At 35.0% G+C, this 15716-nt stretch carries 15 protein-coding genes and 1 other annotated feature; of the genes, 7 read left to right on the top strand and 8 right to left on the bottom strand.

The genetic code is table 11. The features are described from left to right. Positions 1–101: 101 nt before the first annotated feature. A complete protein-coding gene (brnQ3, locus tag ACX5JI_RS13735; RefSeq protein WP_459501582.1) occupies positions 102–1457 on the bottom strand; it encodes a branched-chain amino acid transport system II carrier protein BrnQ3 in 1356 nt (451 codons plus the stop codon). Positions 1458–1514: 57 nt separating this feature from the next. After that, positions 1515–1772: a binding site (T-box leader), on the bottom strand. A gap of 43 nt (positions 1773–1815) precedes the next feature. After that, positions 1816–3351, bottom strand: coding sequence for a bifunctional metallophosphatase/5'-nucleotidase (locus ACX5JI_RS13730; RefSeq protein ID WP_459501581.1), 1536 nt, complete (start codon positions 3349–3351; stop codon positions 1816–1818). A gap of 222 nt (positions 3352–3573) precedes the next feature. Between ACX5JI_RS13730 and ACX5JI_RS13725 the strand changes: the two genes are divergently transcribed. Continuing rightward, positions 3574–3783 carry a hypothetical protein gene (locus ACX5JI_RS13725; RefSeq protein ID WP_459501580.1) on the top strand — a complete coding sequence of 70 codons (210 nt, stop codon included), beginning with the start codon at positions 3574–3576 and terminating at the stop codon, positions 3781–3783. Positions 3784–3821: 38 nt separating this feature from the next. Here the strand turns inward: ACX5JI_RS13725 and ACX5JI_RS13720 are convergent, their stop codons facing one another. Then, a complete protein-coding gene (locus tag ACX5JI_RS13720) occupies positions 3822–4595 on the bottom strand; it encodes a class I SAM-dependent methyltransferase (RefSeq protein WP_459501579.1) in 774 nt (257 codons plus the stop codon). Between the two features lie 112 nt (positions 4596–4707). Here ACX5JI_RS13720 and ACX5JI_RS13715 point away from each other — a divergent pair, with 112 nt between their 5' ends. Further along, a complete protein-coding gene (locus ACX5JI_RS13715; protein ID WP_459501578.1) occupies positions 4708–5559 on the top strand; it encodes a YhfM domain-containing protein in 852 nt (283 codons plus the stop codon). Between the two features lie 53 nt (positions 5560–5612). On the opposite strand, the gene ACX5JI_RS13710 is transcribed toward ACX5JI_RS13715, so the two are convergent. After that, positions 5613–5807, bottom strand: a complete 195-nt coding sequence (locus ACX5JI_RS13710; protein ID WP_459501577.1) for a hypothetical protein — start codon at positions 5805–5807, stop codon at positions 5613–5615. A 187-nt stretch (positions 5808–5994) separates the two neighbouring features. Here ACX5JI_RS13710 and ACX5JI_RS13705 point away from each other — a divergent pair, with 187 nt between their 5' ends. The 3 genes from ACX5JI_RS13705 (at position 5995) to hmpA (ending at position 9389) form a co-directional block, all read left to right on the top strand. After that, positions 5995–7092, top strand: coding sequence for a site-2 protease family protein (locus ACX5JI_RS13705; protein WP_459501576.1), 1098 nt, complete (start codon positions 5995–5997; stop codon positions 7090–7092). A 282-nt stretch (positions 7093–7374) separates the two neighbouring features. Further along, positions 7375–7896, top strand: coding sequence for a hypothetical protein (locus ACX5JI_RS13700; RefSeq protein ID WP_459501575.1), 522 nt, complete (start codon positions 7375–7377; stop codon positions 7894–7896). 284 nt (positions 7897–8180) lie between these two features. Beyond that, complete coding sequence (hmpA, locus tag ACX5JI_RS13695) at positions 8181–9389, top strand: NO-inducible flavohemoprotein (protein WP_459501574.1); 1209 nt, start codon at positions 8181–8183, stop codon at positions 9387–9389. Positions 9390–9429: 40 nt separating this feature from the next. Here hmpA and ACX5JI_RS13690 read toward each other — a convergent pair whose 3' ends face one another. Further along, a complete protein-coding gene (locus ACX5JI_RS13690; protein ID WP_459501573.1) occupies positions 9430–9921 on the bottom strand; it encodes a Crp/Fnr family transcriptional regulator in 492 nt (163 codons plus the stop codon). Positions 9922–10289: 368 nt separating this feature from the next. Between ACX5JI_RS13690 and ACX5JI_RS13685 the strand changes: the two genes are divergently transcribed. After that, a complete protein-coding gene (locus tag ACX5JI_RS13685) occupies positions 10290–10514 on the top strand; it encodes a hypothetical protein (protein WP_459501572.1) in 225 nt (74 codons plus the stop codon). 292 nt (positions 10515–10806) lie between these two features. Here ACX5JI_RS13685 and ACX5JI_RS13680 read toward each other — a convergent pair whose 3' ends face one another. From ACX5JI_RS13680 to ACX5JI_RS13670, 3 genes are all read right to left on the bottom strand, one after another. After that, complete coding sequence (locus ACX5JI_RS13680) at positions 10807–11607, bottom strand: sulfite exporter TauE/SafE family protein (RefSeq protein ID WP_459501571.1); 801 nt, start codon at positions 11605–11607, stop codon at positions 10807–10809. A gap of 117 nt (positions 11608–11724) precedes the next feature. After that, a complete protein-coding gene (locus ACX5JI_RS13675) occupies positions 11725–12723 on the bottom strand; it encodes an inorganic phosphate transporter (RefSeq protein ID WP_459501570.1) in 999 nt (332 codons plus the stop codon). 11 nt (positions 12724–12734) lie between these two features. Continuing rightward, positions 12735–13355, bottom strand: a complete 621-nt coding sequence (locus ACX5JI_RS13670) for a DUF47 domain-containing protein (RefSeq protein ID WP_042982778.1) — start codon at positions 13353–13355, stop codon at positions 12735–12737. A gap of 313 nt (positions 13356–13668) precedes the next feature. Between ACX5JI_RS13670 and ACX5JI_RS13665 the strand changes: the two genes are divergently transcribed. Then, positions 13669–15687 (top strand): transglycosylase domain-containing protein, encoded by a 2019-nt coding sequence (locus tag ACX5JI_RS13665; RefSeq protein WP_459501569.1) that lies wholly within the window; start codon positions 13669–13671, stop codon positions 15685–15687. The last annotated feature ends 29 nt before the right edge of the window (positions 15688–15716 follow it).

The raw sequence follows: 15716 nt of genomic DNA, 5'->3' as shown, positions 1-15716 counted from the left end.
AGAAAGCCTTCTATATTGTGCTATTTATGAAGAGAAAAATTCACAAAAAGCAAAGAAGTCACTTACTAAATCTAAAAAACTCCCATCAAGGGAGTTTTTTATTAGGATACTTTAGATTGAGAAGGAGTTTTCATTAGTGACACTGGTTTTGCACCTTTTAACTTTGAGATGACAAGTCCAATGACTGCGCCAGTTAGTGCGGGTAAGGCCCAACCAATTCCTTCGTTATATAATGGAATCGATTTAAAGTAAGAAGTAATGAATGTTACCGGCATATCTCCTTGTTTTAATCCATCAAACACGCTTATTATCGCTGCCCCGATTAAAGCGCCCACATAAACAGAACGATAACCACCGAAGTATTTATGAAGTAGTGATAATAGTACGAGTACGATAGCGATTGGATATACAACTAGTAGAATAGGAACAGAGATAGCGATGATCTTTGTTAAGCCTAGGTTTGCAATTAGTAGTCCTAATCCACAAATAATACGGGCCGAAGTTTTGTATGAAAATTTCGTTAATAATGTCGAAAAATACTGGCTACATGCTGCAACAAGTCCAACGCATGTAGTTAAACAAGCAAGTGTAACAATAGCTGCTAATAAGACAAGTCCAGATGAGCCAAATAATTGTTGAACGATCACGGTCAATAATTGACCACCATTTTCAGCATATCCAAGTGAAACGCTAGTTACACCTAGCCAGCCAAGTGCGCCATATACAAGTACTAGTCCCGTAGCTGCGATAAATCCTGCTTTTGTTGTTGCAATTGCAACGGTCTTACGATCTTCCACACCTTTTGAACGGATTGCATTTACAACGATAATTCCAAATGCAAGGGCGGAGATCGTATCCATTGTTAAATACCCTTCCATAAATCCTTTGAAAATTGGGGAAACTTGATACTCTTGCATTGCTGGGCCTGATTGTCCAAGGGGTGTAAAAATGCTTTTTGCGAATAATATGAAAATAGAAAACAATAAAATAGGTGTTAGCACATTTCCAATTCGGTCTACTAATTTAGAAGGGTTTAAGCTGAGCCAATATACGATAGCAAAGAAAATGAAAGTGTAAACAAATAATGTTAACCCATTCGTACGAACATCTGCAGGTAAAAAGGAACTAACTCCCATTTCATAAGCAACGTTTGCAACACGCGGAATTCCCATAGACGGGCCAATTGCGATGTAAACAACTACTGTAAAGAAAACCCCGAATATTGGATGTACATGACTTGCCAGTTGTTGCATTCCATTACCTGAAAGAGAAATTGCAATAACAGTTAATAAGGGTAAACCAACCCCTGTTAGTAAAAATCCGAACATTGCTGGCCAAAAATGTTCACCAGCATTTTGTCCAAGAATTGGAGGGAAAATTAAATTACCTGCTCCGAAAAATAAAGAAAATAGCATAAGACCTGTGGAAAAAATATGTTTTTTTGATACAGTGTTCATTGTTTTTCCTCCTTTTTATCAAATTTCATTAGTAAGAACACAAAAAACTCGCCCCTAAAAAGGGACGAGTTATATTTACCCGCGATACCACCCTAGTTCATACATGCAGAAAATCTATATGTATGCGGCTTTACAACGTACAACATAATACGCGTTCCTTGTAACGGGGGACGGCCGGTAAGAACTTACTACATCATTCGGTTCTACTTCTCGGAGATGATTTTCGGTTATGAGCTGAACGTTGGCTTTCAGCAAGATGCCAACTCTCTGAGGAACAGCTTTATATAACGTACTCGTTCTCGTCAATGAATTTTGTTCAAGTATTCTGAAATTATTTTTGCATGTTTTATTTATAAAGTCAATAGATTTTTTGAATGAAATTTTGAGGAAGTGTATTTATATGAGAAATGGAACGAATATAATTTGCAAAAGCTTCTTGATCTGTTGGGCCTTCTATACGATTTCTTCCTGTTTTGAAAGTTATAAAATTATCTCCTCCGTTTGCTAAAAAAGAGTTAGCCACAACAGAGTATGTTTGATTATCTTGCACGGGCGTTCCATTTTCTAATGAAATAGACTGGATTAAATTATTCTTCCAGCTATAACGAATTCCAGAAACTTGTAGCATGCGGGTTTCTTCTTTCCATTGTTCTTGCAAAACGTTTCGAATTTCTTTTCCTGACAGCTCCATTTTGATTAATGGATTACCGAATGGCTGTATGAGAAAAGTATCTGCCCACGTAATGATTCCTTTCTGTAAATCGTGCCTTATGCTTCCGGGATTTACAAAGGCGATATCAGCTTGCATAGTTTGCCGCTGAGCCATAGCGAGAAGTGTTCCTAATTTCGATTCACCGTGTTCGTTTCGATTACGGGTTAATTCATATTTTGTTATTCCTAATTGTTCTTCTGTTTGAGAATGAATTTTTGATGTATAAGAATCTATCCATTTTCGTGTATGAGAATTAGGAGAAATTGCATGTTGATAGACTGGGATAATGCTTGCATCTTTTTTTATAATATCTTTGGTTCTATGATTTAATGTAACAGTGACGTTTGAAAAAGCCTTTCCGTATGAGTAAGCTTGCACAAGGAGCATTCCATTTACGTTTCCATTTATATAAGAATGGGTATGACCACCAAAGAGGATATCGACATCAGGATCTAGTTCATTTGCTAAATCAGTTAGAGCACCAGTTGTAGTACTCCCGTTTGTATTACCACCAAGGTGAGCAAGAATCACAAATGCATGAATACCTTTTTTTTGTAGTTGATGTACATAAGAATTAATAGAAGCAGCTTCATCCAAAAAGAGGACAGAGGACATATTAGTATGCATCGTTAGAAATGGAGTGTTTTTTGTGACAACGCCAATGAAGGCAATGGGAATATTATCAATCCATTTAATTGTATACGGAGGGAAGAGTGGTTTCTTCGTTTTACTATCTAAAACGTTTGCACATACATAGGGAAATGAACTGCCTGAAAACGAATTTGTTTGAGTAGTAAGTTCGCCGCTAATTAGTTGTTGCAGCGCAATAGGTCCTTTATCAAATTCATGGTTTCCTACTGTGCCAACATCAAATTGAAGATGATTTAAAAATTCCATCGTTGGTTCATCATGAAACAGTGCTGAAATCGGGGGACTTCCGCCAATCATATCTCCGGTATGAACAAGTAAGGTGTTAGGGTTTTTATCGCGGTAGGATTGAATGTAAGCGGATATATAATCGGCGCGTCCTACAGCTTTACCGTGCAATGTTGAAGTGGTATTTAATTGGCCATGAAAATCATTGAGACCAAGAATTTGCACCGATATATTGGTAGGTGGAGAAGGAGAGAATAGTGTGGGGAAAATCAGTTTGATAAGAAAAAATAATAAGAAATAGTTCATAATGACACTCCTCTATAAAACGTATTTTAAGGTGTGGAAGTTTCACTTTATTGTATGAGAAGTGAAAGAGAATATTTTGTAAAAATTACGTAAAAGTATAGTACAAATGAATTTTTTGATAAATATGACAATTTAACAAGAAAGGCAGGAATCTTTTTTAGTAATAGAGAATATTACTACAATCCACTTGCGGAAAAAACAAACCAAAAAGAGGTGACGGAAATGCTTGCGATCGGTGTAGTGTTTGGAATTATAGTAATTTGTGGTTTCATATGGATATATTATTCGCGTTCGTTTAAACAAGCAGAAGTGTTACTCTTTCAAAAAGGTAGTTTGTTAACAAGTCAATCTAGATATTTAGTATGTTCGAAGTGTGGAAGTGCACAAGCCCGAAGTGGAGGATATCAAGAGTGTTGCAAAATTAGGTTATGAAGTAAGAAAGCCTCACAAAATTACGTGAGGCTTTCTTACTATTTTGTAGCACTCCAAATGGTCCAACGATCTTGTTCGACGATTGGAGCTATATTATGTAGTTGAGAGTGAATATAGTGGAGTAATTGAGAAAGTTCAATGTCTGTTAATTCGTATAAAATAGATCGGCCTGTTCGTGGTGATAAATCTTGTAGTAATGTTTCAATGGAATCATGGATTTTTCGAACTTCCCACATTGTTTGAAGGGGAAGTGAATGCATACCGGTTTGTTCTATTAATTGTTGTATGTGCATTGCTTTTGGTCTACGTTTTTCCTCTATTTGAATGAGTTTAGGATAGACCGAAAAGAAATATCCCCGAACATGTTCTATGCTTCCTGGAATTGTACAATCTTCAATGGTGCGATCTTGAAGAATAAGTATCCCATCTTTCTTTAAGATACGTGAGGCTTCGCATAAAAACTTTGGGATGTCGTGTAAATGATGGATAACAGCACGAGAAATTACAATATCAAAAGTTTCATTAGCAAATGGGGTTTTGTGGGCATCACCGTGAATGAATGAAATATTTTGGATGGAAGTACAATTTTCTGCAGCTGCTTGTAGCATTTTTTTTGAGAAATCAAAGCCCACGACTTTGTTAGCTCCCATAAGAGCCAATTCTTTCGTATAAATACCACCACCACAGCCAATATCAATTATGTTTTTACCGTTCACATCAATTATATTTTGGATCATTTCTCGCCAAGAAGAATCTGCTTTTCGTGAGGCATAGGTGTATTTATTATTAGCATCATGAAAATTAATAGACATATGAAAAACCCCCTTCTTGTATAGTATATCTCATTTCATCATACATAACGTTTTTGTTTCATTTTCAAGGACAATAAGCTTTTCTTATTGTTTGTAGATAGGAGGATTAGGTGTGAATAGAAAATCCTTGTTAATTATATTCATTCTTTTATTAGCATCTTGTAGCCAAGTTGAGCAAAAAAAAGAGGGAAAACAAGTAGAAGAGACGGTGAATCCTATGCAAGAAAGTATGAAAGTAACAATTATACAAAAAGGAAAACCTGAAAAGGTTTTAAAGAAAGAAGAAGCAAATAAAGTAGTAGATATTATGAATAAGGCAGAGAAGCAACAAATAACAGGAAGTTTTGGAGAACCAGAGTATGAAATTAAAATTGAGAAGAATGGAAAGGTAAAAGCATATCGTGCATGGTTAAGAGGAGAAGATCGCCAAGGGTGGTTACAAGATGAGGAGGGAACATATATGCTCACAAAATCTGATACAGAACAACTTTTATCTATCCTTCCAATTGTTTCTGAATCAACGAGTGATGATACGAAAGTGAATGCATTAACAGAGGTGACCAAAAAGGATTTACAAATTACCGCTTTTCACATTAAAAAAAATGAAAAGGCCATAAATTATACAGTATTTTATACGATTTCGGATTCTTTATATAAACTATTAGAAAAAGAAGAAGGATACTACTTTCAATTGACCTTTCCGTCTAAAGTCCAACAAGTAATTGGAAAGAAAACAAGTGAAATAGTGGAAGGTGAGAAAGTAAGAGAGGGGTATAAACAATATGAAGTGAGCATTGTTGTACCAATAGAGCATGTATCAGCTTCTCAAATAAAAGCGTTAGAAACGTATTATGATCATTATGATTTACAAGTATTAAATCATAAAAAAGAAAAAGTGGGAGCATTTCAGAATATTATTCAAATTGTAAAAGATTACGGTGAAAAAATGAATTTGCAAAGATAGAAAGATTCTTTCCTAGGAAATGAAAAATAGAGTGAACTGAAAAGCTCACTCTGTTATTTTGTTTTTGCAGATGGTTCGTTCATTGCTTTTCTTGTAATAAGAAAGGAAATCATAAGGGCAGAAAGGATAATAAGAGTAATAAATAAATGATTTGGTAACCAATCTAATAATAAGTAGCCAATTGTATAAAAAATCAATGTTGAAGCTAAAAAGGATAAAGTACCAATCATGAAAAATTGTAAGGACATTTCTTGTTTACCTCCTTTCGGTATTTTACTATTCTTAAGTGATTCATCATACTTTTCATTGATAGGAAAAGTATGATGAAAGTGCTCCTTTCTTATTTTTGGCTAATTATGGATGATATAAACGTCATTTTCAATAAAATAAAAAAATATAGCATACTAGAGAAAATGAATGAGGGAGGAGAAGGGTATGAAAAATAATACAAAGGGATTATGGGGAATTGTAGCTGCTGTAGGGATATTTTTACTTTCTAAGTTGAAATGGGTATTTGCAATTTTAAAATTAGCCAAATTTTCAACGGTATTTAGCATGTTATTGTCGCTCGGTGCATATGCCGTTATATATGGGTGGAAATTTGGTGTGGCACTAATTTATTTACTTTTTGTTCATGAAATGGGGCATTTGTGGGCAGCGAAACGAAAAGGTATACCGACTTCTCCAGCGATTTTTATCCCATTTATGGGTGCACTCATTGGAATGAAAGAGATGCCAAAAAACGCAAAGGATGAAGCTTATCTTGCTTATATGGGGCCTCTTTTTGGACTGTTGTCATTTCTACCGGCGATTCCGCTTTATATGATAACAAAAGAACCGTTTTGGGCTCTTGTTATTTTGCTTGGAAGTATGTTGAATTTTTTTAACTTAATTCCCGTTTCTCCGCTAGACGGAGGACGAATCATTTCAGCTGTTAGTACAAAGATTTGGGGAGTAGGTCTTGCTATATTACTAGGATATTCTATTTTCTTTAAGAGCATTATGGGTGGATTTATCTTTATAATTGGTTGTATGGAGCTATATAGAGTAATAAAGAGAAATAAACCAATAGAAGAACTTGGTTATAAAGTAGATGTCATGAAAACATATCTTACTAAATTTCAAGAGGAATTTCAGGAAACAGCAGCGGTTCATCGAGCAATTTATATGATTCATCATGAAATGAATGTATTAAGACAAAAGGAAAAAGAGAATCAGTTAGAAAAGGGAGAACGTCAAAAGATTGAAGCATTGGAGTACTTACTACCAAAATTTGAACCGCTTGATTATGTACCATATGAAGAAGAAAAAGAAGATCATTTCATTCGAATAAGAGAAGCTTTAGAAGTGTCAGAAAGAAAGATGAGTGCATGGGAAAAACAGAAGCAACAAGAAGAAGACTATTATAAAATTGATACAAAAACAAAATGGGCAGTGTTTGCTTGTTATATTGGCTTGCTGGTAATACTTGGTTACACTGCTTATGAAGGGTATGCAATTTTACAAGAGCATTTGCCGCAGCGAAATGTATAGAAAAACAGTGTCGAAATGATTAGAAGAATGTATACAGGAATTCTGTTTCTACAAGAGAATGTTACAAATATAACAGTGTATATAAGTATAAATTGAAAAAACAACATAAAAATCTAAGTTCAGGTGAGAGAGTATCCTGCCAGGCACAGAAGCAGTTAGATCTTTTTTCTATGCCAAGTGAAAACAAGGAAGAAGGTTATCTTTTGCATGATATGTTGAAAAGTCAAAATGGATTTATATAGACATAAATGTAATATTCATAGTAGAAAAGGAGTTTGGTGTATGAAGAGAGTGTGGATGATACTGGGAATGGTTATTGTAATAGGAATTACAAGTTATAGTTTAATGAGAGTATTGTTACATTATGCAAGTAAACCCGTTGGAGTATCGACACTGCCTCAAGTAGAAGAAGTAAGAGAACAGAAAAAAGTATTACAATTCATCCGCTCGAAGCATGAAGAGTATAACAATCTCTTAAATTATGGTAAAGCTGAGAGATATACAGAAGGGGATTGGCAACATCTAATGCAGTGGTTTCAAGAACAAGAACCGTCTTTAAAAGATATACATAAAGAAGTAAAAGATGAGAAGATAAAGCGGGATGTAAGGCGGAGTTATGAAATATTAAAAAAGGGCATAGAGGTTCAGAAGATTGAATATGTAATTTATGCTCATCGTGTTTATCATGATTTAGACATTCTTGTAAATAAATATACAGGTGAAACAAATATATGGGGATACACAGAGTTTGGAGATGGAAAAGATGTACAAGTAATCGAACAAGCTCTACAAGCTCAGCACTAAGCTAGCCTATTTTGGTTAGCTTATTTTCTTTTAGGAAAGATATGCTAGAATAGGGAAACTATGGTTGGTTTGTTTAGTAGCAACGAACAAGATAAAGTGAAACCTTAATCAGTGGAGGGTTGCTCTATCTCCCGCTGACTAGTAGCTCTCACGAATCGGGATAAATATAAAGTGTTCATACATTTTTCACAAAAACACCATGTTTATAGTGATTAAAATCACACCTTTTCGTTTTAGCTTCGTTTACAATAACAATAGATAAGGAAATAGAGGAGTGGAATACAATGTTAAGTGAAAAAACAATTGAAATTGTAAAATCAACAGTACCATTATTACAAGAAAAAGGCGTTGAAATTACGACACGATTTTATCAAATTATGTTCTCTGAGCATCCAGAGTTATTAAATATTTTTAATCATACAAATCAGAAAAAAGGAAGACAGCAACAGGCGTTAGCAAGTGCAGTGTATGCAGCTGCAACGTATATTGATAATTTAGAAGTTATTGTTCCTGTAGTAAAACAAATTGCGCATAAGCATAGAAGTTTAGGGATTAAAGCTGAACATTATCCAATCGTAGGAACATGTTTATTACAAGCAATTAAAGAGGTGGCAGGAGCGCCAGACGAAGTATTAAATGCATGGGGAGAAGCATATGGTGTAATTGCTGATGTATTTATTAGTGTAGAAGCAGGAATGTATGAAGAGGCAGCGAAAAAAGAAGGTGGATGGAAAGATTTCCGCAACTTTGTTGTTGTGAAAAAAGAGAAAGAGAGCGACGTAATTACATCGTTTTATTTAAAACCAGAAGATGGTGGAGAACTATCCGCATTTTTACCTGGTCAATATGTAACAGTTCAATTAAATATAGAAGGTGAAACATATACACATAATCGTCAATATAGCTTATCAGACGCTTCTGGAAAAGATTATTATCGTATTAGTGTAAAACGAGAAATGGCTATAGAGACACCGGATGGAAAGGTATCTAATTATTTACATGATCACATCCAAGAGGGAGATACTTTACCATTAAGCGCACCAGCAGGAGATTTCGTATTAAATATGGATTCAAACGTACCGGTTGTGTTAATTAGTGGCGGTGTTGGTATTACGCCGATGATGAGTATGTTAAATACATTAATTGAACAAGATTCAAATCGTAAAGTATACTTTATTCACGCAGCACTAAATAGCAACGTGCATGCGATGAAAGAGCATGTGCAGCAAGTAAAGAGCAACTATGAACAAGTAGAAGTGTACACTTGCTATTCTTCACCAACAGCACAAGATTTACAAGCAAAAAACTTTGATAAAGAAGGTTTTGTTGATTTAGAGTGGTTACAATCGATCATTCCTACAGCTGAAGCAGAATTTTATTTCTGCGGCCCGGTACCATTTATGAAGCATATTAATACGGCTTTAGTAGAATGGGGCGTTTCACCTGAACATATTCATTATGAATTTTTCGGTCCAGCAGCAAGTTTATCATAAGATAAACAAAAACGAGGTGTTAGTTCACCTCGTTTTTTGTTTATTCTCGTAACAAGCGATTTACTGTTTCACGACGTATACCGATCAGTTGTCCAATCTCTGTTTGTGTTAATATTTCATAGATGGGAATTCCGCCTAAATATAGTGAGAACCACTCTTGTAAACGGTGGAGGCGTTCTTTGGGAGAAACGGTTGTTAATTGATCGATTCGCTGCTGCATCATTCGTAATTTTGTTTGTAGCTGCATGGCGATATCAGCATATAATTCGGGGTTTTCCTGTAGTTTTTCGTACCATGTATGACATGCAACGGGCTGAACTTCTGTTTTAATTAAAGCAATTGCTGTACCATGATACTCTTTTGGAGAAATTAAAGAATGATGAGGGATTGTCTCACCTGGAACAATAATATTAAATAAAAATGGTGTCCCGTCTTCTTGTAGTCGAATAACTTTTAATAGTCCCGTTTTAATAAAGTATAAGGATCCTTCTTCACCTTGACGAAATAATATATCCCCTTTATGTAGAATCAATGTTAGCACCTCATTTAAGCATTCCTGTTTATTCATTGTACCTGATTTATAGTGTGTTTGGATTAAAAATAGGCAGATAAAAGAAATTAAGATTATCAAACATATATCTCTGTTACTTTTCTAACATATAAGTCACGGCTGGCATTTGTTTTCTCTTTTTGCTTCACATAGCACATAGGACTAAAAAGCACTGACTGTTTCTATACATGTCCGGATGCTCTTTTCCGCCTAAAAAGAAAGGCTGTATGTCGTTTTTTTATTTTGTATCTATATAGCAATTTAATTGACGAAATATATGCTATTACAGTAGTATACTATTTAGTGTGTAATAGTACTAGCAATAAATATGCTGTAGGGGGTTTAGTATATTGTTAGATGCGAAAATGACTGATATGAAAATTCCAGCTAATGCTGTGATACATGTGGAAGAGATGAAAGGCGGAGTTGTTCTATCAGTTGAAATAGATGGACAAATTATCTATACAATGGCTTATGATGAAGAAACGGACAGCTATGCGGAACTGTATGATAGAAATGATAAACGAGCATGTCAAGTACATGAAGATTTTATGGGGTGGTCACTCCTTCACTAAAAAGATGTCAAATATGACATCTTTTTTTGTTGAATCGATCTATTATACAATGTGATGCAATAAAGAGATAAAATTTGTAATAATTGCTTTTACATTGTTAGCGCTTTGTAACAGCATATCTTCTATTTTTTCGCTATCATAAAGGTAATAGTCACAGCGATAGGGGTGAACAACTTGAAAAAATTACATATTTCAAACTTGATGTTGTTGTGTGTGTGTACGGTATTATTTTTTATTTTAGGGGTGTTTTTGTATTCCTGCGTATAAAAAAACGCATTCTAAAAAGAACGCGTTATAGGAAAGAACTGATAATGAGTCTAGTTCCAAGTATAATTAGTGTAATACGTAATAAATGAATGATGGCATTACCGCTTAATTTTGTATTAATATAAGCTCCGATTCTTCCGCCAATCCAAGCACCTGGAATAAGAATTAATGCATAAATCCAGCCGACATTACCAAGAGAAATATGAGTTACAGAACTTACAATTGCCGATAAAAAGACAATAAACATTGAAGTTGCGACCGCAATCTGTGCAGGGAATGCAAAAAGGAGCATCATCGCTGGAACGAGTAAGGCACCACCACCAATTCCAAATAACCCCGATATAAAACCAACTACAAATGCAATCATAATTGAAAGCAACGGTGGGAATTGATAATGAACGGTTTTCCCTTCAGCATCTGTAAAAGAACGTTTAATAACAGCTAAATTTGATAGGGAAAGAGGTTTTAATTTATCGCGTAACATGAGAAGAAGAGATACAAAAATAAGGAAAACACCAAAGTATAAAGAGAAAGTATCCTGATTCAGAAATTTGTTTGCCCACGATCCGACAATGCCTCCAGGACCGCTTCCGATAAATAAAATAAGTCCACTTTTATAATCTACTCGCTTATGTTTCATATAAGTAAGAGTAGAGGAGAGACCAGTGAAAACCACAGTTACAATTGATGTCCCAACTGCTAATTGTGGTGATAAACTATGCAGCCCAATTAGCAAAGGAACAATGATAATTCCTCCTCCAAGCCCGACTAGACTTCCAATTGTTCCTGCAATTAACCCAATGAAAAGTAACATGATGTATTCCAAAATTGCCAACTCCTCTATATAACTAATCCAACATCCATTATACACACTTTTTGAAAAGATATTGGATTGTTCACAAAAAAGTCGTCTTCCTAGAAAAATAAGGAAGACGACTTTTGATTAAAAGATTAAGTGTAATAAGTAGTAAAATAATGCAGCTAAAGAAGCTGAAATAGGAAGTGTAATAACCCATGTAATTAACATGCGTTTTGCAGTTCCCCATTTTACACCTTTCACACGATGAGAAGCACCAACCCCTAAAATAGAAGAAGAAATAACGTGCGTCGTACTAACTGGTAAGTGAATGAATGTTGCACCGAAAATAACAAGTGATGATGATAAATCGGCAGCTACACCATTTACAGGACGAATCTTCATAATTTGTCCACCGACAGTTTTGATAATTTTCCATCCACCGATAGAAGTACCAAGCCCCATTGCAACTGCACAAGATAATTGTACCCAGAACGGGATGTCGTCAGAAGTATGATAGTTATTGGCCATAAGAGCCATCGTAATGATTCCCATTGCTTTTTGTGCATCATTCGTACCGTGTGTATAAGCTTGTAATGCTGCAGTGAAGATCTGGAATATACGGAAGTTTTTGTTCGTTTTCGTTAAGTTAAAGTTTTTAAAGACCACTTTAAAAATACTGTATACGATATAACCAACAACAAAAGCGATAATCGGTGAAATGATTAAAGCTTCAATAATTTTTATGAACCCTTTAAAGTTTAATGAGCTAAAACCAGCAGCAGCAATTGCCGCACCTGCGATTGCACCAATGATTGCATGCGAAGAACTACTTGGAATACCGTAGTACCAAGTGATTAAATTCCAAACTATTGCCGCAAGTAAAGCAGCTAAAATTACAAGGGAACCATTTTGCAAAGCAAATGGGTCAACAATATCTTTTGTAATCGTTTTTGCTACACCTGTAAATGTCATTGCACCTAAAAAGTTCATAATAGCTGCCATAATAATTGCATGTCTAGGCTTTAGAGCTTTCGTTGAAACAGCCGTTGCAATAGCGTTTGCTGTGTCGTGAAATCCATTGATAAAGTCAAAAGCTAAAGCGCAAATGACTACTAAAACGGTCAGTATCAAGAGTGTATCCATGATCAAACTCCTTACGCGTTCTTCATAATAATTGTTTCTAATACATTTGCAACGCTTTGACAGCTATCAGCTACTTCTTCAAGCTCTTCGTAAATCTCTTTAAATTGAATAATCTTAATTGGATCTTTCTCACGAGAGAATAAGTGCTTAATCGCATGACGGCGAATATCATCACATTGTGACTCGTAATCCTTAATTTTAATTGCGTTTGTACGAATGTCTACTAATTTTTTATTCGACATCAGTTCAACGGAATGTGCAATTTCAATTGCACATTGATTGATTGCTTCTACAAATTTAATCATGTATTCATCTGCCTCTGTAATAGAATACATTTCGAATAAACCTGCACTGTGATCTAATCCGTCAAGTACATCATCCATGCTCATTGCAAGTTGCAGGATGTCTTCACGTTCAATAGGAGTAATAAACGCTTTATTTAGCTCCATAATGATTTCGTGAATAAATGAGTCACCTTTTGACTCGTATTCTTTCATGCGCATAGAAAATTCTTTTAAATCGCTAGCATTTTTAATTTTATACTCCACGAAAAACTGCGCGCCTTCTTTTAAATTTTCGGAAACATTCATTAACATTTCAGAAAATTTATCTTTTTTAGATTTAAAAACCATTCTTGTTACCCCCACAAAAAGTAATATATGTACAAATATATTGGCTAGTCAATTCTAACAAAAAACTGTCGTTTTTTAAAACATTTTATCGAAAAGTTTACAAAAACTTAACATAACTCGCGTTGATGTATTAATAATATTAATAAACAATAATGAATATCTTACTTGTAGAATGTCCTTTTCTTGTAAAAAGTATGAATGTAAAAGTAATACTTTACACCTAAGGAACTGTTACGTTATCATAGTAAATTTAAAAGGAGGATGTTTTTATTTTTTTTTATCAAAAGTGTAAACTAATGGAGGAAGTGAATAAATGAAATTGAACAACACTCATTTTAAGAAAATGCTTGAGTGGTTCAACAAGAGGAAGAAACTACGGAATATATTAGTTGTTTTAGGTGGTTTTTTCATTACTCTATTTATTGCCATAAATATAATGATTTCCATTCAAGACATATCAGCATTAAAACAGGCCGTTCCGCAACCAACACTTATTTATGATGCGAATAAAGAAGTAGCAGCAAAGTTATCTTCTTCTAAAGCAGAAGGTATTAAAAGAAAAGATATCCCTGATAGTATGATTCAAGCGGTTGTGGCAGTTGAGGATAAAGAGTTTTTTAGCCATCATGGTATCGACTATAGTGGGATTATAAGTGCACTATTAAAGAATATTACTGCGGGAAAGGTGGTCGCGGGTGGTAGTACGATTACACAACAATTGGCCAAAAATGTATTTTTAACGCAAGAACGCACATTTTCACGGAAGTTTAAAGAATATTTTTTAACAAAAAAAATAGAGCGTACGTATACAAAAGATGAAATTATTGAAATGTATATGAATCAAATTTATTTTGGTGAAGGAGCTTGGGGTGTAAAAAAAGCTGCTAAAACATATTTCGATAAAGAAGTAAAGAATGTAACAATAGCAGAAGCTGCAACGATAGCAGGCTTAATTAAGGCACCGTCAACGTATTCACCATATAAAAATTTTAATAAATCAATTGAAAGGCGAAATGTTGTTTTAGCCTTAATGAAAGAACAAGGGTATATTACAGAACAACAGTACAAGCAAGAGAAAGAAGCAGGTCTTGTATTACGCCGAGGTGTAGAGGATAACTACAAAGGGCAATATTCACAATATGTGGATTATATTGTACGAGAAGCAATGGAGAAATATGAGCTAACACAAAATGAAATTTTAGCTGGTGGATATCGCATTTATACGGAGCTCGATCCTAAGAAGCAACAAGCAGTAGAAGATGTTGCAAATAATGAGAATTATTTTAAAGGGAGTAGTTCGGATCAATTGATGCAAACGGGTATTGTTTTGATGGATCCGAAAACTGGTGGTGTTCCGGCGTTAGTTGGTGGGAGGGGCACGTACCAATTTTTGCAATTTAATCATGCAACACAATTAAAAAGACAGCCTGGTTCGACATTAAAGCCTTTTGCAGTATATGTCCCTGCACTGGAACAAGGGTATGAAGTATATGATGTTTTAAAGGATGAGCCACTTCAGATAAAAGAATATAAGCCTCAAAACAGTGATCATACTTTTCATGGCGATGTTACAATGTATGAGGCAATCGCTAGGTCTTATAATGTTTCAGCAGTTTGGTTGTTAGAACAAATTGGAGTAGAAAAAGGTGTGAAGTCATTAGAGCGTTTTGGTATTCCATTACAAGAGGAAGATCGTACGCTTCCTATTGCTTTAGGAGGGATGCATACCGGAACGTCTCCATTTGTAATGGCTCAAGCTTATGCAACACTCGCAAATGATGGGGTGCAAATTGAAGGACATGCAATTCGTGAAATACAGAATGCAGAAGGAGAAATCGTAGGGAAATGGTATAAAAAAGAAACACGGGTAATAAGTGAAGAGATTGCTCAAAAAATGACGTATTTATTAAAGGGGGTTGTTGAAAAAGGTACGGGTGAAAAAGCAAAGGTGAACAATATTGATACGGCTGGTAAAACAGGAACTACTCAGCTTGTAGGTGGTCCGAGTAGCGGAGCGAAAGATTCATGGTTTGTTGGGTATACGCCTGATCTTGTTGGTGCCATTTGGGTAGGGTATGATAAAACGGATAGTGAGCATTATGTTTTAGGTGGTAGTCAAATTACAACAACAATGTTTCGAGAGATTATGACGACGGCTGCTGGGAATCCAGCTCAAAAAGCATTTCAGTTATCACTTATATCAGAGGCTGACTATACAAAACAATTAAAGACAATTGAAGAAGAAAAAAGGAGAAAAGAAGAAGAGAAACAGAGAAAAGAACAACAAAAAGAGTGGATGGATAAAGTAAAGGAATGGATTCCATTCTTTTAAAAACCAAAAGAGGCGAATTTATATTCGTC

It is taken from the genome of Bacillus sp. C1, assembly GCF_054570475.1.
The sequence above is the reverse complement of the archived record's forward strand: the minus strand, read 5'-3'. Positions and strand labels throughout refer to the sequence as shown.